Raw genomic sequence first — 23,789 nt, forward strand, 5'->3', positions numbered from 1 at the left:
GTTGATCGCCTCCTATTCGCAAAAAATGTGCTGCCCGATTTTCTTAATTTGCGGCCGTGACCAAATCCAGTCACTTGTAGCGGTGTCTGGATTAAAATAATAAAGTGCTTCGCCCGTCGGATCCCATCCGTTAATAGCGTCCAATACGGCTTCTTTCGCTCTCGGGTTTGGTGTCAGCCAAATTTGCCCGTCTGCTACAGCCGTAAAAGCGCCCGGCTCAAAAATAACCCCCGACGCAGTATTAGGAAAGGATTCACTGCCAATCCGGTTTAAGATAACCGCAGCAACGGCTACCTGACCTTCATAAGGCTCTCCCCGTGCTTCGCCGTAAACAGCATTCGCCATAAGCTGAATATCATTTTGGGAAAACCCAGTCGGTGTATTTACTGATTGGGCCGAGGTTTCGGCTCCACCGTAATACGTAAATGCTTTCCCTTTACGCATTTGGCTTTTCACATGCTGTTCATCGTATTTAGACACCTGTTCAAGTTTTCGTTTCGTAGCTGTGCCTGCCAGCCCGTCTACCGGGAGGCCAAATGATTCCTGGAAGTTTCTTAATGCCCAGTACGTTGACCAGCCAAATACCCCGTCAATTTGATCACGGTAATAACCGGTATATTGAAGCCTTGATTGCAATTCGATGACATCGTCCCCTTCAGCTCCGCGCTGAATCACCTGTCCTGAAAACGCTCCTGCATGCCCGGATGCAAGCAGCAGTACAAGCGTTAGAAAAACTGCAATCTGCTTTTTCCACTTTGTCAATTTCGTTCACCATCCTATCGAAATATACAAGTAGTTTGTCATCCTCCTCCTTTTTTATACGAAAAAAAGAGGCGCTCGGTTGAGCAGCCTCTTTTACAATTTCAGCTTATGGTATGCATCTGTCAGAATGTGTGCTTTTTTTACTTTTTGCATGGCAAACCACCACAAAAACAGCATAAACGGAACCATATAATAAATCCAAGTGCTTTCGATAACCAAAATGTAGTCAAATAACCCGTGAAGCAGAAACGGCACGAAAAAAGCCAGAGCCAGCATTTTCTTTTCTAAACGCCGGTCTCCGAATTTGGCACGGCTGATATAGTACCCCATAATCGCGCCAAACAGCGCATGGCTTGACACAGGCAGGAGCGCTCTTACAAAAGCATATTCTACTCCATGCGCAATTAAATACAGGACATTTTCTGCCGTAGCAAATCCAAGCGAAACACTCGTTGCATACACAATCCCATCATAAGGCTCATCAAAATGTGTATGCGAATAAATAAGAAAATACAAAATAAACCATTTCATAAACTCTTCCGGGATAGCAATCGCGCAGAACGCCTGAATAAAGCCTTCATCGACGACTTTTTCCTCCATCAGCACATATTGAAAAAACATAACCGGAAATGTCACCACAATACCGTATAAAAACGCTTTGGCAACCATTGAGATCGGTTCTGTTTCATAGCGATCACGCAAATAAAAAAAGACTAAAAGTGCAAGACCAGGTGCAATCCCTGCTGAAAGAATCGGGATCATCCATGTTCCCTCTTTTCTTTCTGTTTTTTCCATCGTATCATGAGACATAAAGATTGAAAACAAGGAGCATAAAACATGTCGAAAAAACACATTTTACTGCTGCATACCGGCGGAACGATTTCCATGAAAGAAAATGCAGCCGGAAGCGTAGCTCCAGATGGTGCCAACCCTATTGCCGAAGTGGTCCATATCCCCGGGGTTGAAGCACGTTATACGGTAAAAGAACCATTCCAGCTCCCTTCTCCCCACATGAATGTAGAGAAGATGCTTCTGCTGAAACAGGAAATCGAAGCATCCGATGCAGATGGCGTCGTGATCACACATGGCACTGACACGATGGAAGAAACCGCGTTTTTTCTTCACTTAACGCTGAATACGGCTATTCCTGTTGTGCTGACAGGTGCGATGCGCTCAAGCAATGAGGCAGGTGCAGACGGCATCCCCAATTTAATAGCTGCTGTTAAAACAGCGGCCAGCTGCGATGCGCGCGATAAAGGAGTGCTGGTTGTGATGAATGACAGTATTCACAGTGCTGAATTTGTTACAAAAACCAATTCAGGCAGCCTTGATTCCTTTCAAAGCCCTAGCAGCGGGACCATTGGTACGGTTCTAAAAAGCGGACCCCACTTTTTCTTTGCACCGCTCAAAAAGAAAACATACGCGGTAAAAGAGCTGCATTACCGCGTACCCATTTTAAAAGCATATGCTGGAATGGATGCTTTTTTAATTGAGCAGCTGGCTGCCCGTTGTGATGGAGTCGTCATCGAAGCGATGGGACAGGGGAACGTGCCTCCTGAAGCTGCTAAAGCACTTCTTCCACTGATTCGATCTGGATTTCCAGTCGTCATTACTTCAAGATGTGAAAGTGGAATGGTCCAGCCTGTTTATTCCTATGAAGGCGGAGGAGCTGCTCTCAAAGAAGCGGGTGCTTTTTTTGCCGGCGGCTTAAATGGCCCTAAAGCCCGATTAAAGCTAATTGCCGCTCTATCAGCAGGATATAGCGAGCAGCTGCAGCACGTATTTCTGTAAAAAAGACGGAGCGTTACGCCCCGTCTTTCTCTTTTTTCCGAATGGCAGCCGAGATTTCCTCACCGTGAAAACGGCCGTTTTCAATAAAAATTTCATTCGCATTATTGCCGGCAGCAATCACACCCGCAATAAAGATATTTTCAACATTTGTTTCTTTGGTTGCCTCATTATAAATAGGCCGGCCTGTGATGTCATCAATTTCGACGCCCATTTTTTTTAAAAAGGCATGGTCTGGATGATACCCAGTCATGGCAAACACAAAATCACTTTTAATGGTATGCTCGTCACCACGCACTTCATACGTCAGCGTTTCCCGGTCAATTTTTTTCACGTTCGCGTCAAAAACCATCCCAATCTCACCATTTCGAACGAGTGCTTCGAATTCCGGTAAAATCCAAGGCTTTATGCTTGGAGAATACGTGCTTCCCCGGTAAAGAACCGTTACTCTGGCTCCCGCTTTATGAAGTTCAAGTGCTGCGTCTACCGATGAATTTTTTCCGCCGATGACGACTGTATCTGTATCGAAGAAAGGGTGGGCTTCTTTAAAGTAATGAAAAACGTGTTCCATTTCTTCTCCGGGGATATTCATATAATTAGGATGATCGTAATATCCTGTTGCAATCACCACATAAGGTGTTTCATATGATCCTTTAGACGTGTATACATGGAAAAGCCCGCTTTCTTGTTTGTCCACACGCTCAACCTGTTCGAACCGGTTGATCCGCAGCTCTTTCCGTTTCACGACTTCCCGATAATACACAAGTGCCTGGTTTCGATGAGGCTTTCGCTCTTCAATAATAAAAGGCACATCACCAATCGCAAGCTTCTCACTTGAACTGAAAAACGTCTGATGGGTTGGATAGCCATAAATAGCATTCACAACATTTCCTTTTTCAATTACAAGCGGATTTTTGCCTATTTCCTTTAGTGCTATCGCAGCTGCAAGCCCGCATGGCCCACCGCCCACAATAATACATTCTTCGGTTTTCATTTCATCCGCTCCCGTTCTTTTTCTCTGCTATCCTATTGTAGAAAAAAAGCCAGCTTATTTCAATTAAGCCGCTTATAGACGGCTGTTCATCCACTCGCTCCATTGGCTTTGAGTGGTACCGACGATATACTGGCCGGCATGCTCAGGAATAGGACCTGTCGTTGCTGCACCCCCAACACCAATATGCATGTCAGGGTACGTTTCTTTAATATCCTCCGCAAGCTGCAACGTCGGCTCCAAATTTTGGCGGAGTGTACAAGAAAGAAAGACGAATTTTGGCTTTACTGTTTGGAGCACTGTAAAGATATCGCCTTCTTTCAGGCTTGCTCCCAGATAAACCACTTCGTAGCCCAGACGTCTGACAAACAGGGTGAAGATGAGAAGGCCGAGCTCATGCCACTCATCCGGCCCGCAGACCGCCACTACTTTCGGCAGAACTCCGTTGTGAGGAAACGAATGCATGACCATTCCGATACGCGCACGCAAAATAGAGGTGGCAAAGTGTTCATGAGCAGTCGTAATCTTACCTTCCTCCCAAAGTGTTCCAATTCGAACGAGCAATGAAGCTAAAATATTAATGGTTACGTTATCTATTGTATAAAGCGCAAAAGCTTTGTTGATTAGCTCCTGTGCTTTAACTTCATCGAACCGAAGCAGCGCTTGAAGCAGCTCTTCAGACAGCGCTTCATGCTGGCTTGTTTCAACATACTGAAGACTCGTATGAGTATCTTCATGCTGATCGAGAAGAGCGGCGGCCTGGCTGATTGTAAGGCCCTGCTGTACTTTTTCCGAAAGCCACTTCAGCTTTCGAATATGTTCTTCCGTATAAAGCCGGTGCCCTGCTTCATTTCGGACTGGTTCCAAAATGGCATAACGCCGCTCCCATGCGCGGAGAGTACCAGGCTGAATCCCGGTTAACGTCGATACCGCTTTTATATTGTATTTCCCTTCAGTCATAAAGCTCTTCCCTTTCACGGATAGGTTGTACATTCATTATACGAGCCGGCTTGGGACCCGTAAAATTTAAGTCGTCTGCCCTGGCCGGCAAATCGTAATAAGGTGTGTTTCTGCCCTGGCGCCCAGCCGAAGCGGAAGTCCGGTCGTTCCATATCCGTTTGATACAAGCATATGAATACCACCCGCGTTTTTCCAGCGGCCTTTCTCATACATCCCCCACGGCCCTAAACGAATCTGGCCGCCATGGGTGTGGCCGCTAAGCAAAACCGCTACCTGGTCCTCTGGCTCAATGATTCGGACAAAAGCGGGATTATGGCTCGCAATAATTTTAAATGCGCTGACTGGAACATTGTGAAAAAGAGCCGCTTTGTCGCTTTTTCCTTCGCTTAAATCGTCCGTTCCAAGCAGGTATACGTCATCCGCCAGTACCGCCCAGCTGTTTTTTAATACTGTTACCTGCCACCGGGCAAGCATAGCCGTTAATTGCTCTATACCTGCTTCGTAATCATTATTGCCCGGCACAAAATAAACCGGTGCAATGGAAGACAGGCGCCTGATATTCTCACGGATACGCTCTTTTTTTACACCGCCTTCGCATAAATCGCCGCCAATAATGACAGCATCCGCGCGGCCTTTAACGGCTGAGATAATAGAAGGATGAACACGGCGGCGGTGAATATCGGAAATAAAAAAAAGCGCGAGCGGCGCTTTTTCCGGAAATCGATCATCAGTTACAACCGTTTCTTTTACTTCGTTTCGGAATGCTTCCTTCCACATATATAAACCAGCTGCCGCTATTGGAAGTGCGGCACCTGTCATTAATTGTTTCCACATAACATTTTTCAGTCCTCTTCTGTTGGTTACTGCTCGTTTTGAGCCGTTTCCTGATGCGCATCATCCGGCTGTTCGTGTACGATTTGGTTCACTGCCGGCTTTTCTTCTTTGAAAGCATACACCGCTAAAAAAGGAGATGCAATAAAAAATACGAGCAGCGCTGTAATGAGTGGAAAATGGTTTCTTTTTTCAGCTTTTTCTTTTACAGGGCGCTGCAGTGTTTCACCTTCTGCCAACACAGGCTCTTTTACTTTTTCAAGCGGCTGCTTATGCTGCTCTGCTATTTCACGATAAGGGTCCTTCATGATTATCGTTCCTCCCATTGGTCATCGTAAAAGAAATTATTTCTATTATACCCGACCAGCTCCAATAACGTAATAGGTTAAAATCCTGGCAACAAACTATTTAGCCGCTCCCGCCAGTCAAGCCGCTCCTCGGATGCTTCGCTCCCGCCGCTCGTTTTGTACGGCGCATGATCAAGCCCGCAGCGGTCACAGCACTGCGGCTGCTCAATCGGTTGTTCATCAAACATACGCATGTAAGCGGCACGGCGGCACTCTGTTGACTCAATCCACTGCTTGAGCTCATTTCGCTTGGCCGCTTTTTTGTCCAGGAGGGTCATTCGTGCTCTGCTGATCCATTCTCCTCTTGGTGCGCCGCGTTCATCCGCAGCTTTTGCATAGTGGATCAAAAAGCGTTCCTGCGTTTCCGAAAGCGGCGGTTGTACATCTCGCGGATGAAAGCCGTATTCTGTTACCTGGCGGATCTGCCCTTCATCAGGAAATTCAGATTCTGCGATAAATTCGTGCAGCTTCTCATCTCCGGGTACATACAAAAGAATCGCAATCGCCGGAGCCCCGTCCCGTCCTGCCCGGCCAATCTCCTGTAAATAAGCTTCTATTTGTGACGGCATGTGATAGTGAATAACAAAACGGACATTATCTTTATTGATTCCCATTCCAAATGCGCTTGTCGCACATACCACATCTACATCGCCGTTTAAAAATTGATGCTGAATCAATAAGCGGTCGCCTGCATCCATTCCGCCGTGGTAAAAAGCGGACCGTTTTATACCATGCTGTTTCAAGTAGGAAGCCGCTTCTTCTGCAGCCCTTCTTCCCGAGAAATAGATGATGCCTGGTGTTTTCAAAAACTGCAGCCATTCTAACAGCCGGGTTCTTTTTTGCAGCGGCTCTTCTAGCGTTTCAATTTCAAGTGCGATATTCGGCCGGTTCACAGAAAAAACCCATTCTGCCACATCATCGAGCCAAAGCTTTTCACAAATATCCGCACGGACTCGTTCGTCAGCCGTTGCTGTCAAAGCAAGAGTAAGCGGGCTGCCAAGCGCTGCGCGGGCCTTGCCGAGCAAACTATAATCCGGTCGAAAATCGTATCCCCATTGTGAAATACAATGCGCTTCATCAATCACAAACAAAGCGATCGAAAGAGCACGCAGTGCCTGCATCACATTCGGCATTTGCAGCATTTCCGGTGATAAAAAAATAAACTTGTAACGGTCAAGCCGCAGGAGCGCCGCATTTTTTTCTTTATACTGAAGAAACGAATTTAGCGCAATCACCCGCTTTTCTCCTCTTACTTTTAATTGCTCCACTTGATCCTGCATAAGAGAAAGAAGCGGTGAAACGATCACAACTGAGCCATTTAACATATACCCGGGAAGCTGATAACAAAGCGACTTACCTGTTCCGGTAGGCAGCATGCTCAGGGTATGACGCCCGCTCAACAGCGATTCAATTGTTTCCCGCTGCCCGGGACGGAAAGAAGAAAAACCAAATGTCTGGCGCAGATGTTCATCAATGGTCATATTGTTCCCCCGCTTTCCTTCGCTAAAACAAGCCGGATTTCAAAATACGAATGATTTGGCAATTGATCTTTAAGCGGCTTGAGCTGGCGCACGCCGCTTGACCCGGCTGCTTTTAATACTTCCGCTTCTTTTTGCTCATCAATAAATGGACGAATGGAAAAGTGAGGATCGTTTAAAGCCAGTTCTACTACATGATCTTCAATGGTCGCTTTTTTCAATCTTCTTGCAGCCGCCACTTCTTCAATGGTCTTTCCTTTATGTAAATAAGCGGCTGTTTTCCGTGCAGATTCAGTTAAAGGGATGGATACCGTAATATCGCTTAAAAGATATTTTAAAAGAGGAAGCTGGCTGCCTTTTTCCATGACAGTCTGTACAACAGCATGCAGGCTGTGTAAAAAGCGAAACCAGTATTCTGTCGGTTCCATTTCGAGGATGTCCGCTGTCTGCTGCACCGTTTTGCCTGTTTGCATATATCCGGAAAACCGTAGCAGCAGACAGTCCGGGTGTTCCGGCTGCTCTTCCAGCACAAAACGGATTTCCCGGTGAAGCTCGGCGGCAAGCTGTCCTTTTTCAAAGCCGCTTTCTTTTACAAATTGTTTGACCCATTGCTGTACGCCTTCGTCGCGCGTAATGGGATAATATGTCCGATCTTTATAAGCAAGGTGTGAGACAACTTGAACAGCCAGCTGGAGGCGGCTGAAAAACACAGGCGCAGTGCCTGCCAGCTTCCAGCCTGACAGCTGAGGAAATTCACCCATCTTCTCAAAAGCGGCTCTCATTTTATTCGTTCCTTCCGCTGTGACAAACAGGCGCTGCCGCTCACCCTGGAGACTGCCGGATGCCTGGAGCCCTTCTACTATCCGGTCAAACAGCTCCATGGTAAGAAACGGTGTGGTTTGAAACCATTTGTCCAGTTTAAACAAATGGGCATCCTGAATAGTCTGGGCCGACTTTTTTCCTTTTAACAAATGAAAAACAGACGAAGCTGTTCGCTCTCCCTCTACTTCTTTCAGCATACAAAGCATCACCGCTTCAAGACATTCCAATTTGTCTCCCACCTTTCTATACAGCGATAGTGTATCACAAAACATGCGTTCCTGTCTTTTCTTTTCGCTTTCCCTTCTGTGTGAAATCCCTTTCATGGAGGATATGGGAAGTTTTTTATTGAAAAGTAAATTAATCAGACTTAAAATGAACAATAGAAGTGTTTTCACATACGCTTACTGACTGATTTTATGGGAGGTTTACATTTTGGCGAAGTATACGATTGTCGATAAAGACACATGTATCGCTTGCGGCGCTTGTGGAGCTGCAGCCCCTGATATCTATGACTATGATGATGAAGGCATTGCATTCGTTATTTTAGACGATAATGAAGGAACGGCTGTTGTCCCTGACGTTCTTGAAGAAGATATGCAGGACGCGTTCGAAGGCTGCCCGACTGATTCAATTAAAATTGCCGACGAGCCATTTGAAGGCGACGCGTTAAAATTCGAATAAATAAAAAATCCGGTTCCTAAAATGGAAACCGGATTTTTTATTACCGCAGACATTTTCTTCTTTGCTTGAAAATGGAGAAAACGGCGTAAAGCACAGCTTAGGCAGTTATGACTGCCTTGGAAGGGTAAAAAAGAAAACAGTGCCATGTCCAAGCCGGCTTTGTACTTTAATTGTCCCGCCGTGGGCCTGAACAATGTTTTTGGCAATCGACAGCCCAAGCCCCGTCCCGCTTCTTCCGCGCGTCCTGGCTTTATCGGCTTTGTAAAACCGCTCGAATACAAAAGGCAGATCTTCCTCTGGTATACCCGCTCCGGAATCTTGAACTTGAATAAGATGAACCTTTTCCTTTATTTCATGCATAACCGTTACCCGTCCGCCCTCTGGTGTGTGGCGAAGAGCGTTGTCAATCAAGTTGGTCAGCACTTGCTCAATCCGGTCTTCGTCAATGGCTACGTTTGTTTCTGCTTTATTCGTTTGTGCAGAAAGGGCGATATTTTTTTCTTTCGCAAGTCCTTGGAACTTGTTGGTGACACGCTGTAAAAATGGTTCGAGCACTGTATCCGTTTTATGAAGCGTAATATGCCCTGCCTGCATGCGGGCAAGATCAAGCAGTTCATTGACGAGACGGCCCATTCGAAGCGATTCTTCATGAATAATTTGGGCGATTTCCCGTTTTTCCTCTTCGGTTGCGGCAATATCATCTACAATGGCCTCGCTGTAGCCCTGCATCATCGAAATAGGGGTCCGAAGCTCATGAGATACGTTGGCAATAAAGTCCTCACGCAGTTTGTCCAGGCGGCGTTCTTCTGTCATATCCCGCACAACCGTGACCGCTCCGCGCACCGAATCGTCATTATAAAGCGGGCTGACAATCATGACATAGGAACGGCCCTGCATCGTTAATTCGCCTTCCTGCTCCGTTTCCGTTTTGACCGCTTCTTGAAATAAATTTTGCAGCAGTGTCGGCGTTTCCGCTTCGATTCCAAGTGCTTTTTTTTCAAAATTCCAATCATGCAAAAACTGCCGGGCTGGCGGGTTCTTAATTAACACTGCTCCATCCTGATCGAGCGTAATCACACCGTCTGCCATGGAGCTTAAAATGCTCGACAGCTGCTCTTTTTCTTGATTGAGTGCATGAATGTTTCCTTTCAGCTGGTAAGCCATTCGGTTAAAAGCAGTCGCAAGTGCTCCAATTTCATCATTTGTTAAAATCGGAACCTTCGTATCAAAATGCCCCTGGGACAGCTCGGTAGCGGCTGTACGCATAGAACGAAGCGGTGCGGTAACACGGCTGGAAAGAAAAAACGCAAACACGGTTGTTAAAATAATGGCGATCCCAGCCGCAATCAAAATGAGCTTCGTTGTCTGTTCCGTCGTTTCTTTCATCACTTCAAGAGACTGATAAATAAATACCGCGCCTGTCTCACCATTTGTCAGCTTAAAAGGCACTCCGACAATAAAGGAATTTTCAAAGCGGCGGTCCCCGTCCGCTCCCGCAGCTGTATTAATTTCAGCTTTTACTTTTTCCTCACCGTCGAAAACAGCTGCCAGATTAGGGTTGTCCGTAATGATGCTCTGGCTGATTCTGGACTCTTCCTCTTCAAGCGGGGAAAAATGAAAGGTTTGTTCATTTTCGGCAATGACAATATGGGCCGGTTCATCTACAAGCTCCCAGGCCACTTCCAGCCTCGTTTCTTCATCGCCGTAATTTTGAATGACCGTGGCAATTTTTCCGGCCGTATTTTCAAGCTGCTGTTCTACTTGGGCAATATTGTACGTCTCGAAGAACTCCAGCAGTAAAATCGTTAAAAAAGCCAGTACAAAGGAAACGAGAAGCAGGATGGTGATCCATAGCTTCCCGACAACGCTTCTCCATATCTTCATTCATTTCCAACCTCGAATTTATATCCGACGCCCCAAACCGTCACAATCATTTTAGCTGCTTCTTCCGAGACTTTACTCAGTTTTTCACGCAGACGCTTTACGTGGGTGTCGACTGTTCTTAAATCGCCAAAAAATTCATAATGCCATACTTCCTTTAATAAATGCTCACGGTCGAATACTTTATCCGGGGCTTTTGCCAGAAAATAAAGAAGTTCATATTCTTTAGGCGTTAAATTCACTTCTGCATTATCGGCTGTTACCCGGTGCGCATCGTTATCGATCGTTAAATGGTTGTAAACAATCAAATCTTTTGACTTTGTGTCCGTATGTAAATAAGTGGTTGGAGAGGACCGGCGCAGGAGCGCTTTCACCCGCAGCACAACTTCGCGGGGACTGAACGGCTTCACAATATAATCATCCGTGCCAACCTCAAAGCCTTGAACACGGTTTGCTTCTTCTCCTTTTGCCGTCAGCATAATTACCGGAGTGGCTTTTGTTACACGCAGCTCGCGGCATACCTCAATGCCGTCTTTACCCGGCATCATCAGATCAAGCAAAATGCAGTCATAGTCTTTTTGAAGTGCTTTTTCAAGCGCTTCTTCTCCATTTTCCGCTTCATCGATGGTATAGTTTTCTCGCTCAAGATACATCCGCAGCAGTCTGCGAATACGCTCTTCATCATCTACGACTAAAATGCTCATTTCTTTTTCCAAAAAACATTCCCTCCCATACGCACATTATCTACTATTATAATACAAAAAAAGAGCCCCGCCAAAGGCAAGGGCTAAATTTCTTATGCGTAAGAGTGAAGCCCTGCAATTACAAGGTTCACCGCTACAAGATTAAACATAATAATGCCAAAGCCTACAACAGCAAGCCAGGCTGATTTCTCTCCATGCCAGCCTTTGGACAAACGCAAATGCAAAAAAGCAGCATAGAACAAAAAGGTAATAAGCGCCCATACTTCTTTTGGGTCCCAGCCCCAAAAGCGCGTCCAGGCAATCTGTGCCCAGATCATCGCGAAAATAAGTGCACCGAGTGCAAACACCGGAAAACCAATTAAAACAGACCGGTAACTGATTTCATCCAGTAAATCCGAGCTTACCTGTCGAACAAGCGGCTGTAAAGAAGCAGCCACCCGTTTTCGGGTGATCAAGCGAATCAGCACATATAAGACAACACCGCCGGCAAGCGACCAAATCACCGTATTCAGCTTTTTCGCATTAATAAACGCCGGCACATGGGCGATCGGCTCCATTTTCTCTTTTGTGAGAAGAGTGCCTTCATTCGGCCCTACAAGCGCCGGCAGGGTAAATTCCTGCCTGGCTGCCTGCTCTTCCTTGTTTACATACTCAAATTCTGCTTTGTAATCCGCCATGGCAAAACCGGTGGTAAGCAAAATAAACCCAATCACTGAAACGATAAAAAACATGACAGCTTCCAGCCATTTTGTTTTTTTCGTGCTTGTTGTCTGATCAATATTTTTCACGAGAAAGATCATCCCTGCAATAAAGCTGATGGCCAGTATTCCCTGCCCCGCTGCTGCCGTTGTTACGTGAATCGCCAGCCAATGACTTTGCAGTGCTGGAATAAGAGGATTAATTTCTCTTGGAAACATGCTGGCATAGGCAATAATAATAATCGCCACTGGCAGTGCAAACAAACCAAGCACCGTTGTTTTGTAAATAAAAAAAAGCAGAATAAAGGCACCCACAATCATCATCCCGAAGAAAGTGGTGAATTCAAATAAATTACTGACCGGTGCATGGCCTGCCGCCGCCCATCTTGTAAAAAAGTATCCCAGCTGTGCCGCGAACCCAATGATGGTTACGATAATGCCAAGCCTGCCCCACCGATTCAGCGCTCCCCCTTCACGAAGACCTTTTTGACGGATCGCCCCGCCAAAAAGAAAGGTTGCAGCTAAATAAAAGAAAAAAGCCGCTTCAAGCAGCGTGCTGCTCGCATCCGCTAAATGGACCATACAACGTGTGCCCCCTTACTCCTTTTGTCTGTCTTCCGGCTCGGGAACGCTTGTCCCTTCCAAAACCGAATGAATTTCCCGTTTGAGGCCATGCCAGTTTTTATTCGTGTGGCCAGCTGCATATACCTGGCCATTCTTTTCCCGAATCCACAGACGGCGATGATTCCAATACGAGCCTTGAATCACACCGATCATGAAAACAATGCCGCCCGCCGCCAAAATAGGAAGCGTTAAGTCTTTGCGAATGGTCAGGGCTGAAACGTCCCGGGTGTCCAAGCTCTTAAACGCCATTTTAAACGTTGTTTCACCGAGCGGCTCCATTGTATTACGGATTTGGGCAAAGCTCACTTCTCCATCTGGCGTCTCTGGTGTAATCATATTAAATAAAAATGCCGGATTGTTCGGCAGCGGTGATTTTGAGGTCGGTTCTCCTTCTTTTGTAAATCCATCAAAATCCGGATAATAGCCCAGCAGTTCCACTTTATATCCGCCGCCAAGATCATACGCGGCCTGCTGGTCAAACAAATCAATGACCACTTCCCCGAACTCTTCGCCCGTTTCTTTGTTTGTAAGGGCAAAGTGCATGGCCTTCATCTCATCCTGACGAAAGCTCGTTTGATAAACGGCAAACTGGCCGAACTTCATTGGCTGGTTGACCTGGATTGAGTCCTCCTGCACCTTTGTCAGCTCGGGCTCCGCCCCGGGCAGCTCATTGTTTTTATTTCGGTATAATACGGCATCCGTCTGATAATTTTTTGCAACGGTTCCAACACGGTCAATCGCTTCATTAAATACTTCCGGGTCTTCCCCTGCTTTGTAATTTTGTAGAGTAAACCCGTTATTTTCCACATAATATTCTCCGTTTGTGCCGGGAACTTGAAGGGTTTCTCCTTCTCGAATCCAAAGCAGCTCATCTACGTACATTCCGGGCACCGAACGAAGAAGCGCACCAAGCAGAAAAAGAATGAGCCCAACATGATTCACATAAGGCCCCCATCTTGTAAAGCGATTTTTCTCTGCTAAAAGAGCCCCGTTTTCTGTGCGGACGTTATATCTCTTTTTTATCAGGGCTTCTTTTATCTTTTCCCACTCTGCAGGCTCAAGCTTACCCTCCCGCTGGGCAAAAAGGCGCTGCTTTTTCATAAATGTTTCATGCCGGTCGACGCGCTGGTTTTTCAGTGCACGATACAAGGGAACCACGCGGTCGAGGCTGGCAATCACAAGCGACACGCCGAGCGCGGCAACAAGCGCGCTAAACCAGACGGAATTATATAAATCATGAAAACCGATCATGTAATAGAGCTTGCCGAATGTGCCATATACATCCTCATAATAGGTCTCAGCAGAAACGTTGGATGGAATGTAAAACTCCTGCGGCAAGATCGTGCCGAATGAAGCCGCTACGAGCAGCAGCACAATAATCCAGATGCCTACTTTTACGGAGGAAAAGAAATTCCAGACTTTATCAATCAGTGTTTTGTTATAGGTTTGTGAACGGCGTGCGCTTCCCTCATAGCGCATGTCCACAAGCTTGTCCTGCTTTGCTTTTTCCGTCAGTGCACGCCCGCACGATTCACACAAAATCGTACCGGCCGGATTTAGACGGCCGCATTCACACTTCACTTTCCCCATACAAAAACTCCCTTTACGATGATGGTTTTACCCGTTCAAACAGTGCACGCAGCTGATCTTCCTGAACAAGGCCGCCGATGACAATTTGATCAATCGTGCCATCCGGCTTAATCATAAATGTTGTCGGAAGCGGGTCAACCCCGTACGTATCCATCACTTCTTTTCCCTCATCAATCGCGATTGGGAATGTTAAACCGTACTGCTTGGCGAAGTTCTCAACTTGAAAATCCGATTCGCCTACATTTACCGCTAAAATCTCTACCTGGCCCTCATACTCTTTTGCCAGTTTTTCCATGTACGGCATTTCTTTTTTGCACGGTTCACACCAAGTACCCCAGAAGTTCAAAAACACGCCTTTTCCTTCGTAGTCGGAAAGCTGATGCGTCTGACCGTTTACATCCCTCAGTACAAAATCCGGAGCTTCATCCCCTTCTTCCAGACTGCCGCGGGATTCTTTCGTTAAGTTCGTATAAAGCGTATACATAACCAGTCCAGCCAAAACCGCTAAAATAGCGGTTCGTATAACGAGTCGTTTTTTCTTTTTTTCCATTTGACAGCCTCCAGGCCCGTTCCACTACGCGGGCAGGAATAAACACTACACTTATTATATCATTATTTTTTGCTGTAAAAGAAAACGGCTTCAATCTTTAAATGTGACATTTTTATGACTTAGCGGAGAGAACCTGTTTCAGCCAGCGTACGCAGCTGTTTCACCTCATGGGCCGTCAGCTCGCGATATTCACCCGCATTTAAGCCATGCAGCGTCAGATGAGCAAAACGATCCCGGCGAAGCTTTTGCACCGGATGCCCGATCGCTTCAAACATGCGGCGTACTTGCCGGTTGCGCCCTTCGTGAATGGTAATTTCGAGCAGGGAACGGTTTTTCTTTCGGTCAATTGACAGCTCTTTTATTTTTGCCGGCGCCGTCATTCCGTCCTCTAACTTGATACCGCTCATAAGCCGTTTTAATAAATGGCGCTGCACGATGCCTTCTGTTTTGGCAATATAGGTTTTATCCATTTCATAGCGCGGGTGCGTCATTAAGTTGGCAAATTCACCATCATTTGTGAGCAGCAAAAGCCCCGATGTATCGTAGTCAAGACGCCCCACCGGAAAAATGCGTTCCTCTACTCCAGGGAAAAAGTCCACAACCGTTTTTCTTCCTTTATCATCTGTTACGGCTGAAATAACACCGCGCGGCTTATAAAACAAGTAATACACTTTTCTTTCCCGCTCAAGCGGCACGCCTTCTACCCGCACATCATCGTTTAATCCTACTTTTGTGCCGAGCTCGGTTACTTTCTTTCCGTTAACCGTTACTTTCCCTTCCAGAATAAGCTGTTCCGCTTTTCTGCGCGATGCGATTCCCGCCTGCGCAATTACTTTTTGCAATCGTTCCATCTATTTCACCTCTATAATTGTCTTTTCGTCCATTAAGCATTATGGCACAAATATTCAAAAAGGAAAAGAAAACAAAAAAACGCAGTAAAAACGACTTTAAGCAAGTTATACCATCCGGTTACAATAAAATTCTTTCAGCTCTAACAAATCTTCGACAACAAGCTGCCTGCCTTGCTTTAACACTGCCACACTCCTAAAGCTTTTATGCAAAAGCGGCTTGTGTTCTGTGTGTATAATGCAAAAAAACCTGGCTACAGGAGCCAGGTTGCTGCAAGAACAGAAAAGAAAAACGCAGCCGCATCCGCAAGCAGGCCAATTTTCAAAGCATCACCGGTTTTCTTGATTCCGACAGCCCCGAAGTAGACAGCCAGCACATAAAGAGTGGTGTCAGTGCTGCCCTGCATAATCGCTGCCAGCTTTGCAATGTACGAATCTGCTCCATGCTCCTGCATAATCTGATCCAGCATGGCTAGTGTCGCCGTGCCGGAAATCGGACGCATAAGGGCCAGGGGTACCACATCAGCTGGAATACCGACCAGCGAAAGCAGCGGCGCGAGCCATGAGGCCAGCTCACCGGCAGCACCGGAAGCGCGGAATATCGTCACAGCCGCCATCATAATGACAAGATGCGGAACGATGGACACCCATGTCTGCATACCTTCTTTTGCTCCGTCTGTCAGTGTTTCGTAAATGTTTACTTTTTTAAAGATCCCTACGCCAATTACCACTGCTACAATAGCCGGCACAAGCCAAACAGCCATTATCGTCTCCTTCTAAAAGCGTAGTAACGGTCAAGCACAATGGCAAAGAAAAAAGACAAAATGGTCGCAGCCAGGGCCGGTATAATAATATCCGTTGGATCTGATGCTCCATTTTTCATTCCAATAGCGATCACAGTGGTAGGGATAAGTGTAATCGCCGCTGTATTAAGCGCTAAAAAGGTAATCATCGAGCGGCTTGCTTTGTCCTCGTCCCCGTTCAGCTTTTTCAGCTCCCGCATCGCTTTAAGACCGATCGGTGTGGCTGCATTACCGAGCCCAAAAAAATTGGCGGCCATATTCGAGGCAATATAGCCAAATACAACATGTCCATCCGGTATTTCCGGGAAAAGCCGGGCTAAAAGCGGCTGGACTGCATCCGCCAGTCCTTTTACCATACCAGCGGCTTCCGCTGTTTTCATCACGCCCGTCCAAAACAAAAGAATTCCGGCGAGTGAAATCGCCAATTCAATGGATTGCCCCATGGACGCGAACAAGGCCTCATTCACCTCGGCCATCGTTCCGTTAATGGCTGCAAAAAGAAACCCGGCCAGGATTAAAAAAGCAAAAGCGACGCTTACCATGCCATCAGCTCCTTTTTCAGCTTTGCCCATAGAGATGTGGCCGCCCGTTCTTTTGTTTTATAAACCGTGATCGATGTTTGTTTTTCGTTCCCAATCCATAACTCTGCTTTTCCAGTTTGGCTAGACCCTATGACCAGCCGAATATAGGCAGACTTTTTTTCGTCAGGTGTCATGGGATAGCGGACCTGTTTTTTTGCATAATATAACTGTTTTTCCCCTGGAACGGCGAAAGGCGTTTTGCCGACAATCATGGTTTGGCTGTACGAATGGAAGCCATACTCAAAAAGAGAAGTATGGTCAAGCCAGTCATCCGGTGCATTCAGTGTTACGACCGCTAAAGACATGCCATCCTTTTTGGCTGTTGTGACCAGTGTACGGCCTGACTTTTTCGTAAAGCCCGTTTTGCCTCCCGTAATGATGCCTCCGCTCCGGACAAGCCGGTGCTTGTTTTCCCAAACACGAATCGGCTTGCTTTTTGTTTTGTACAAATCCGTTGAAACAATTTTCCGGTACGTACTGTTTTTCATCGCTTCTGATGTTAAAAGAGCCATATCATAAGCGGTTGAATAGTGGGCCGGATCGTGAAGTCCATGCGGATTCATAAAAGAAGTGTTCTTCATTCCGATCTCTTTCGCTTTTTTGTTCATTAAAGCGGCAAACTTTTCTGGTGTGCCGGCAACGTGTTCACTGATCGCAATGGCAGCATCATTTCCAGAACGAAGCATTAATCCATATACGAGTTCCTCCAGTTTCAACTTGTCCCCTTTTTCCAAGTACAGACTAGACCCTTCTACTTGGCGGGCGCGATCGCTGATGGCCACTGTTTCATTCAGCCGTCCAGATTCTACTGCAAGCAGCGCGGTCATAATTTTGGTAATGCTCGCAATCGGCCGGCGCACATGTGCATCTTTTTGGGCTAAAACCCGCCCGCTTTCCATGTCCATCAGCACGGCACTTTGAGCAGAAAGAGATGGTTCTGCTCTTGCAGCTGTCGGCATAACAGAAAGTGCCAGGAGCAGGATGAAAGCGAATAGCCTCTTTTTTTTCATCAGTCCGCTCCTTTCTTTTTTCACTACTATATGAAAAAAGAAAGACGAGCATGACTAATCCTCAAGGGCTTCTTCGAATCGGCCGAAAAACAAGTCGGCTTCCTGCTGCATAGATCCATTGCTTTCTTCGAGCGGCGGCAGATCTTTGATGCTTTTAAGCTGAAAAGCGTCTAAAAATTCAGCTGTAGTCGCATACAAAATAGGCCGGCCCGGGGCATCTGCACGGCCAGCTTCTTCAATGAGCCCCCGTGCGCACAGGGTGGCAATGGGACGCTCTGTTTTCACTCCCCGGATTTCTTCCACTTCGATGCGTGTAACCGGCTGATTATAAGCAATAATGGCGAGCGTTTCCAACGCTGCCTGGGACAGTGTTTTCGGTGACGGCTTTTCAGCGAGCTTTTGAATAAAGGCCGCATTTTCTTTTTTCGTCATCATCCGGTATTCGTCGCCAAAGGAGGTAATCACTGTTCCCCTCGCTTCATCTTGTTTCAAAGCTTCCTCCATCGATTGAAGAATGTCTTTGACCTCCTGTATCGGCAAGTCCATGACCTCGGCGATTTGCTCCGCTGTCAGCCCTTCGTCTCCTGCTGCAAACAGCAGGCTCTCTATAATGCTTTTATGTTTCATCCTTTATTTCCTCCAGCCGTTACATATAAGTCGGCAAAATTTCCTTCTTGTGAAACAACAATTTCATTTTGCTTCATCAACTCTAAAATGGCTAAAAAACTAACCACAAGCTCGTTCCGCTCATGAGAGTCAAACAAGTCATCAAAAAGAATGGGCTCTTTTGACAGCCTCAGCTTTTCTTTGAGCAGCTCCATTCTTTTTTCTACTGAAAGCTCTTCCCGGCGGACCGTCGCTCGTGGCGGCACAGCCAGCTTTTTACGGCGGGCCATTTTCTGAAAAGCGCCGAGCATATCAAAAAGGGACACATTGAGCGGCCCTTCTTCATTAGATGAAAAAAGCTGGTCTGCGGGCGGTCTTGAAAAAAGCTTTGTCCGCTCTTCCTCAAGCTCCTGAAGACGGCCGGCTGCCTCTTTATACTTTTTATACTCAATTAACCGGCGGGCCAGCTCTTCTCTCGGATCTTCTTCTTCTATAAAATCTTCTTCTTCCGCCGAATGATCCGGCAGCAGTGAACGGCTTTTCATGGCAATTAATGTAGCGGCCATCACTAAATATTCACTGGCTACATCAAGTTCAAGCTGCTGCATTGTATTCACATACAATAAGTATTGATTCGTAATTTCCGATACAGGAATGTCGTATATGTCTATTTCAAGCTGCTGGATCAAGTGAAGCAGCAAATCAAGCGGCCCTTCAAAAGAATCAATTTTCACTTTATATTCCATTGGTTGCTCCCCTGTACTTCTTGCATTTTTTACATTCTATTCCCTTCCGCTGGTCATCAGCGCATTCAGACGGCTGCTATTGAGAAAAGAATTAAATCATGATACGCTTACTTCGATTCAACCACTTGAACTGGGGGAAACCGAATGTATTCATATCCAGTGCCTTACCTGGCTTTTTTGGCACATTTTCATATTGACCGTGATTATTTTGAATGCCACGAGCTGCTAGAAGAGTATTGGAAAAAAATAGATGGCACGCGTGATTCCGTCTGGGTTGGCTTTATCCAGTGTGCTGTTTTCCTTTATCATTACCGGCGCGGAAACAAAGCCGGCGCACTCCGCATGGCTCAAAAATCAATCTCCTGCTTGATCCGCCGCCAGGAAGCTCTGAGGGAGCTCGGTGTTGATCCAGAGCACTTTCTTCTCCTGATTGAGCAGGCGGCAGACGATGTAAAAGCCGATGTTCCTTTTGAGCCAATTGAGATTCCGATTGCGGATCCACAGCTTCAAAACGAATTGAAGCAGTTTACTGCTGCTTTTGAGCCGGAATCCAATGAACAATTTCTACTCAACAAACATAAACTGCGTGACCGTACGGACGTATTGGATGCCCGCACAGCCGCAATCGCATTGAAAAAAGCCGGTAAGGTGACGAGATAATCGTCCTTTACCGGCTTTCTTTCGTACACTTTTCAAAAAATCGGTTCGTTGCTTCGCTTGGCGCAACAGTCCGGTCCGAAAATAATTTTGTTACAGCGGCAATCATTTCCGTTCCAATTCCTTCATCGCGGAAAGACGGGTTGACCGCTATGTGCAATATCTCAGCTCTTGTATCGCTGACGGCTACACCAACTACTCCTACAATGTCCTCGTCCTCTTTCCAAAGAAACAGCTGTCTGCTGTCATCTGCTTCGTAGCTTTCCATCGTTTCGGTCAGCGTCCGCAGTTCTTTTTCGCGGGGCATGTAGGAAAGCAAGCCCATTGCAATTTTTTTAAACGACTTTTTATATCGAATCAGCATTTAAAATCCCTCTTCAATTAGCAGGATTTACCTGCTTGATATCGCCACGTACTTTATCTTACTAAATCTAAAGCCCGACCGCAAGAGGCGATGTTAACCCGCAATAAAAAACCAGTAATACAGTCCCCATCCCAGTGCCAGCACAGTGAATAAAAGGAGTAAAACAACATTGTTTTTCATACTGCCTGCTCCAATTAGTTTGTCTGCGGCAGCCCAAGCGGCAAGTCTAATTTCACTAAATCCTCAAATGTCTCACGACGAATGACCAGTCTCGCCTCGCCATTTTCGGCAAATACAACTGGCGGACGCGGAATACGGTTGTAGTTGTTCGCCATGGAATAGCCGTAAGCGCCCGTACAGAACATCGCGAGCATATCACCGGCTTCTGCTTTCGGAAGCGGCAGATCCCAAATGAGCATATCACCGGATTCACAGCATTTTCCGGCAATCGATACCGTTTCTTCAACCGGGTCGTTTACACGGTTTGCGAGTACCGCTTCGTATTTCGCTTCATATAAAGCAGGACGGATATTATCACTCATGCCGCCATCCACGGCTAAATATTTGCGCACATTCGGCACATCTTTCACTGAACCTGTTTCATAAATTGTCACACCTGCGTCACCCACAAGGGAACGGCCCGGTTCAATCCAAATTTCAGGCATACTCATTCCATATTTTTTTGTTTCACTTTGCACTTTGCTGATAATTTCTTCTACATATGCCGCCGGTTTAAGCGGATCATCCTCAGCGGTATAACGGATACCGAAACCGCCGCCAAGGTTTAATACTTTCGCTTCAAAATTGAGACGATGCTGCCAATCAGCCAATTTTCCGATAATTTTCTCGGCTGCTAAAATAAAGCCTGTTGTTTCGAAAATTTGCGATCCGATATGGCAGTGAAGGCCTAATACGTGGATAAACGGCTTTTGAAGTGCCAGTTTCAATGCTTCTTCCGCTTGTCCATTATTTAAATCAAAGCCAAACTTTGAATCTTCCTGACCCGTTAAAATGTAATCATGCGTATGAGCTTCAATACCCGGCGTAATGCGAAGCAGAATATCCATCACCTGACTGCGGGCTTCACTAATTTTACCAATAAGCTCTAATTCATGGAAGTTATCGACTACCATACAGCCAATCCCTGCTTCAAAAGCCATTTCGATTTCTTCACGGCTTTTGTTGTTTCCATGAAAATGAATTCGCTCTACCGGAAACCCGGCTCTTTGTGCTGTATATAATTCCCCGCCCGATACAACATCAAGCGAGAGTCCTTCCTGTTCGGCCAGCTGCATCATGGCTACCGAAGCAAATGCCTTGCTCGCATACGCCACCTGCGCTTTGACTCCCAATTTATCAAATGTTTCTTTAAATCCTCTTGCACGCTCACGAATAAGCGCTACGTCATATAAATAAAGCGGTGTGCCGAATTGAGCTGCCGCTTCTACTACGTCAACACCGCCAATTTCTAAATGTCCGCGGTCATTCACAGCTGCTGTCCCATATGTGTGCATATGCATAATCGCCCCGTTCTATTGTCTTTATGCCTTTTACCCGGCATGAGAATAAAAGTACTATATCATACATTCACCCCTCGCTCAATACACGAAATATTCCTGTTTACCGTAAATCTGTTCGGTTGATTTCTGGAATTCCGGTTTGCTCCGGTGCCTGCCGTCTAATGAGGATCGTCCATAGCGATGAAGCGTCAAAGGGAATCAGCGGCCATAGATAAGGAGCTCCGAACGGTTTTAAACGAACAAGATATACAAATACAAGCATAACCGACACAACAAATCCAATTGGACCAAACAGGGCCGTTCCTGCCAGAATAAAAAGGCGTGTCAATTTATTCGCCAGCCCCAGCTCATAGCTGGGTGTGGAAAACGTGCCAATGGCTGCAAGTGCTGTATACAATATTACCTCAGGCACAAAAAGCCCCGTATCAATGGCCATTTGTCCAATTAACACGGCAGCAACAAGCCCCATAGCAGTTGAAAGCGGCTGCGGCGTATGAATGGCAGCAACTCGCAGCCACTCTATGCCAAGATCGGCAATAAAGATTTGTAAAACAAGGGGGATTTCTGTTGTTTCACGTGGACCGATAAACCAAAGCGCTTCAGGAAGCATGGCGGGATAAGCAGCGAACAGATACCAGAGCGGCAGCAGAAATAAGGACATCCATAAACCGACAAAACGAAGCAGACGGATAAATGTGCCTGCTGCCGGAAGCTGCCTGTATTCTTCGGCATGCTGCATATGCTGCAGAAAAGTAGCCGGCATGATCATAACCGCTGGTGACGTATCGGTATAAAGGAGGACGTGCCCTTCAATTAAATGGGCGGCGGCAATATCCGCTCGTTCAGTATAACGAACAAGAGGGTAGGGGTTATAGTGTTGTTTAATTAAAAATTCTTCTACTGTTTTGTCTGCCATAGGGAGACCGGCTGTTTTAATAGAAGTGACTTCTTTCCTAACCCGCTCAACCAATTCATCGGAAGCTACACCTTCCATGTAGCCGACAGCAATATCCATTTGCGAAACACTTCCCGCTCTCATAATTTCAAACCGAAGACGGCCATCACGAATTCTTCTTCGTGTAAGAGCGGTGTTCACGATGATATTTTCCACAAAACCGTCACGGGAGCCGCGCACGACTTTTTCTGTATCAGGCTCTGCCGGCTGCCGTCCTGGATAACTTCTTACATCAATGATAAACGCCGTTCCCGGTACTGAAATACCAATCAGTCCCGACATGATCGCAGCCGGCAGCTTTGATGGATCCGTGACTTCTTCGACTGCCTGATGGACAAGATGCTCTTTGACGAGGGCAGCAGTCGTTTTCTCCTCCTTTTTTTCAAGTGCAATCAATGATTCCATAATTTCGATAATAAACCGTGTTTCACAAAGCCCGTTAATGAAATAAATATGGAGCGGCTCCCCTGCTACTGTCAGCCTTCTTATGCCGGTATCAAAACTTTTACCAAGCCCTGCTTCTTTTTCTAAGTAAACATCCATTTCTTCTGGCGAAATCATCGTGCTGCCTCCTTTTACATCGGTGAAAGTAAAATCCATTGAATAAGTGAGCCTGTTATCTTGCCAAGTGCCACAGCCATCATCAGCATGTTCACCTCGGCAAAAACCCCTACTCTCCTGGCTAGTATAGGAAACACATTCAGTACTTCAGTCAGTGCAGCTGCACCCATGCCTATAAACAAGCCGCTGAATAAACCGATAAAGGCAGTTGTAACAGATGGCCAGTGAAAATGCGTATTAAAAATATGCAGAAGTGTTCCTGTGAGTACACCAAGCACCAGTGAAAGCTCGTACAAGTGAATATACGGCTGTGTTTTCGTAGCTGACATCAGCCTCGGGATCACTCCAAGGACTGAAATAAACGCCACATACCCAGCACCTGTAGCCAATCCGCCTGCTAGACCTATAAACAAAACAAAAAGCGTCGTCAT

26 protein-coding genes are annotated in these 23,789 nt (G+C 46.3%); 3 read left to right on the top strand and 23 right to left on the bottom strand.

Annotated features, from left to right (window positions below):
* Positions 1–12: 12 nt before the first annotated feature.
* Positions 13–762 carry a spore cortex-lytic enzyme gene (gene sleB / locus RG959_RS01385; RefSeq protein ID WP_483298838.1) on the bottom strand — a complete coding sequence of 250 codons (750 nt, stop codon included), beginning with the start codon at positions 760–762 and terminating at the stop codon, positions 13–15.
* A gap of 93 nt (positions 763–855) precedes the next feature.
* Positions 856–1,524 (bottom strand): glutamic-type intramembrane protease PrsW, encoded by a 669-nt coding sequence (prsW, locus tag RG959_RS01390; protein ID WP_342795674.1) that lies wholly within the window; start codon positions 1,522–1,524, stop codon positions 856–858.
* A 75-nt stretch (positions 1,525–1,599) separates the two neighbouring features.
* On the opposite strand from prsW, the gene RG959_RS01395 reads away from it, so the two are divergent.
* Entirely contained in the window at positions 1,600–2,553 is a 954-nt protein-coding gene (locus RG959_RS01395; protein WP_342795675.1) for an asparaginase, read from the top strand.
* 13 nt (positions 2,554–2,566) lie between these two features.
* Here RG959_RS01395 and RG959_RS01400 read toward each other — a convergent pair whose 3' ends face one another.
* The 6 genes from RG959_RS01400 to RG959_RS01425 all read right to left on the bottom strand — a co-directional run bounded on the left by RG959_RS01400 (position 2,567) and on the right by RG959_RS01425 (position 8,206).
* A complete protein-coding gene (locus RG959_RS01400; protein WP_342795676.1) occupies positions 2,567–3,544 on the bottom strand; it encodes a YpdA family putative bacillithiol disulfide reductase in 978 nt (325 codons plus the stop codon).
* A 72-nt stretch (positions 3,545–3,616) separates the two neighbouring features.
* Positions 3,617–4,501, bottom strand: coding sequence for a MerR family transcriptional regulator (locus RG959_RS01405; protein ID WP_342795677.1), 885 nt, complete (start codon positions 4,499–4,501; stop codon positions 3,617–3,619).
* Positions 4,502–4,567: 66 nt separating this feature from the next.
* Positions 4,568–5,335, bottom strand: a complete 768-nt coding sequence (locus RG959_RS01410; RefSeq protein WP_342795678.1) for a metallophosphoesterase — start codon at positions 5,333–5,335, stop codon at positions 4,568–4,570.
* Between the two features lie 26 nt (positions 5,336–5,361).
* Positions 5,362–5,640 carry a hypothetical protein gene (locus tag RG959_RS01415; protein ID WP_309087676.1) on the bottom strand — a complete coding sequence of 93 codons (279 nt, stop codon included), beginning with the start codon at positions 5,638–5,640 and terminating at the stop codon, positions 5,362–5,364.
* 77 nt (positions 5,641–5,717) lie between these two features.
* Positions 5,718–7,160, bottom strand: a complete 1,443-nt coding sequence (locus RG959_RS01420; RefSeq protein ID WP_342795679.1) for a RecQ family ATP-dependent DNA helicase — start codon at positions 7,158–7,160, stop codon at positions 5,718–5,720.
* The gene (locus RG959_RS01425) at positions 7,157–8,206 is read right to left on the bottom strand and encodes a YpbB family protein (protein ID WP_342795680.1); all 1,050 of its coding nucleotides are present in this window, start codon (positions 8,204–8,206) and stop codon (positions 7,157–7,159) included. Before RG959_RS01425 ends, RG959_RS01420 begins: the two co-directional genes overlap by 4 nt.
* A gap of 205 nt (positions 8,207–8,411) precedes the next feature.
* Between RG959_RS01425 and RG959_RS01430 the strand changes: the two genes are divergently transcribed.
* On the top strand, positions 8,412–8,660 hold the full coding sequence (locus RG959_RS01430; protein ID WP_242233583.1) for a ferredoxin: 249 nt from the start codon (positions 8,412–8,414) through the stop codon (positions 8,658–8,660).
* 105 nt (positions 8,661–8,765) lie between these two features.
* On the opposite strand, the gene RG959_RS01435 is transcribed toward RG959_RS01430, so the two are convergent.
* From RG959_RS01435 to RG959_RS01485, 11 genes are all read right to left on the bottom strand, one after another.
* On the bottom strand, positions 8,766–10,544 hold the full coding sequence (locus RG959_RS01435) for an ATP-binding protein (protein ID WP_342795681.1): 1,779 nt from the start codon (positions 10,542–10,544) through the stop codon (positions 8,766–8,768).
* On the bottom strand, positions 10,541–11,257 hold the full coding sequence (locus RG959_RS01440; protein WP_342795682.1) for a response regulator transcription factor: 717 nt from the start codon (positions 11,255–11,257) through the stop codon (positions 10,541–10,543). The genes RG959_RS01435 and RG959_RS01440 overlap by 4 nt, the downstream gene beginning before the upstream one ends.
* 80 nt (positions 11,258–11,337) lie before the next feature.
* Positions 11,338–12,525 carry a c-type cytochrome biogenesis protein CcsB gene (ccsB, locus tag RG959_RS01445; protein ID WP_342795683.1) on the bottom strand — a complete coding sequence of 396 codons (1,188 nt, stop codon included), beginning with the start codon at positions 12,523–12,525 and terminating at the stop codon, positions 11,338–11,340.
* A gap of 15 nt (positions 12,526–12,540) precedes the next feature.
* The gene (gene resB / locus RG959_RS01450) at positions 12,541–14,157 is read right to left on the bottom strand and encodes a cytochrome c biogenesis protein ResB (protein ID WP_342795684.1); all 1,617 of its coding nucleotides are present in this window, start codon (positions 14,155–14,157) and stop codon (positions 12,541–12,543) included.
* Positions 14,158–14,170: 13 nt separating this feature from the next.
* Complete coding sequence (gene resA, locus RG959_RS01455) at positions 14,171–14,707, bottom strand: thiol-disulfide oxidoreductase ResA (protein ID WP_309087662.1); 537 nt, start codon at positions 14,705–14,707, stop codon at positions 14,171–14,173.
* 119 nt (positions 14,708–14,826) lie between these two features.
* Positions 14,827–15,558 carry a pseudouridine synthase gene (locus tag RG959_RS01460; protein WP_242233577.1) on the bottom strand — a complete coding sequence of 244 codons (732 nt, stop codon included), beginning with the start codon at positions 15,556–15,558 and terminating at the stop codon, positions 14,827–14,829.
* Between the two features lie 251 nt (positions 15,559–15,809).
* On the bottom strand, positions 15,810–16,319 hold the full coding sequence (locus RG959_RS01465) for a spore maturation protein (protein ID WP_242233576.1): 510 nt from the start codon (positions 16,317–16,319) through the stop codon (positions 15,810–15,812).
* Complete coding sequence (locus tag RG959_RS01470) at positions 16,319–16,900, bottom strand: nucleoside recognition domain-containing protein (protein ID WP_342795961.1); 582 nt, start codon at positions 16,898–16,900, stop codon at positions 16,319–16,321. The genes RG959_RS01465 and RG959_RS01470 overlap by 1 nt, the downstream gene beginning before the upstream one ends.
* Positions 16,894–17,949 (bottom strand): D-alanyl-D-alanine carboxypeptidase family protein, encoded by a 1,056-nt coding sequence (locus RG959_RS01475; protein WP_342795685.1) that lies wholly within the window; start codon positions 17,947–17,949, stop codon positions 16,894–16,896. The genes RG959_RS01470 and RG959_RS01475 overlap by 7 nt, the downstream gene beginning before the upstream one ends.
* A gap of 54 nt (positions 17,950–18,003) precedes the next feature.
* A complete protein-coding gene (scpB, locus tag RG959_RS01480; RefSeq protein ID WP_342795686.1) occupies positions 18,004–18,576 on the bottom strand; it encodes an SMC-Scp complex subunit ScpB in 573 nt (190 codons plus the stop codon).
* The gene (locus RG959_RS01485; protein WP_342795687.1) at positions 18,573–19,301 is read right to left on the bottom strand and encodes a segregation/condensation protein A; all 729 of its coding nucleotides are present in this window, start codon (positions 19,299–19,301) and stop codon (positions 18,573–18,575) included. The genes scpB and RG959_RS01485 overlap by 4 nt, the downstream gene beginning before the upstream one ends.
* A 144-nt stretch (positions 19,302–19,445) precedes the next feature.
* On the opposite strand from RG959_RS01485, the gene RG959_RS01490 reads away from it, so the two are divergent.
* Positions 19,446–19,961: a DUF309 domain-containing protein gene (locus tag RG959_RS01490; protein ID WP_342795688.1), complete on the top strand. Its 516-nt coding sequence runs from the start codon at positions 19,446–19,448 to the stop codon at positions 19,959–19,961.
* A gap of 7 nt (positions 19,962–19,968) precedes the next feature.
* On the opposite strand, the gene RG959_RS01495 is transcribed toward RG959_RS01490, so the two are convergent.
* From RG959_RS01495 to RG959_RS01510, 4 genes are all read right to left on the bottom strand, one after another.
* Positions 19,969–20,322 (bottom strand): GNAT family N-acetyltransferase, encoded by a 354-nt coding sequence (locus tag RG959_RS01495; protein WP_251270955.1) that lies wholly within the window; start codon positions 20,320–20,322, stop codon positions 19,969–19,971.
* 194 nt (positions 20,323–20,516) lie between these two features.
* A complete protein-coding gene (gene lysA / locus RG959_RS01500; RefSeq protein WP_342795689.1) occupies positions 20,517–21,836 on the bottom strand; it encodes a diaminopimelate decarboxylase in 1,320 nt (439 codons plus the stop codon).
* 106 nt (positions 21,837–21,942) lie between these two features.
* On the bottom strand, positions 21,943–23,358 hold the full coding sequence (locus RG959_RS01505) for a spore germination protein (protein ID WP_342795690.1): 1,416 nt from the start codon (positions 23,356–23,358) through the stop codon (positions 21,943–21,945).
* 14 nt (positions 23,359–23,372) lie between these two features.
* Complete coding sequence (locus RG959_RS01510; protein WP_342795691.1) at positions 23,373–23,789, bottom strand: stage V sporulation protein AB; 417 nt, start codon at positions 23,787–23,789, stop codon at positions 23,373–23,375.

Source organism: Domibacillus sp. 8LH (genome assembly GCF_038806185.1).
In the GTDB taxonomy this organism is placed as follows: domain Bacteria; phylum Bacillota; class Bacilli; order Bacillales; family Domibacillaceae; genus Domibacillus; species Domibacillus indicus_A.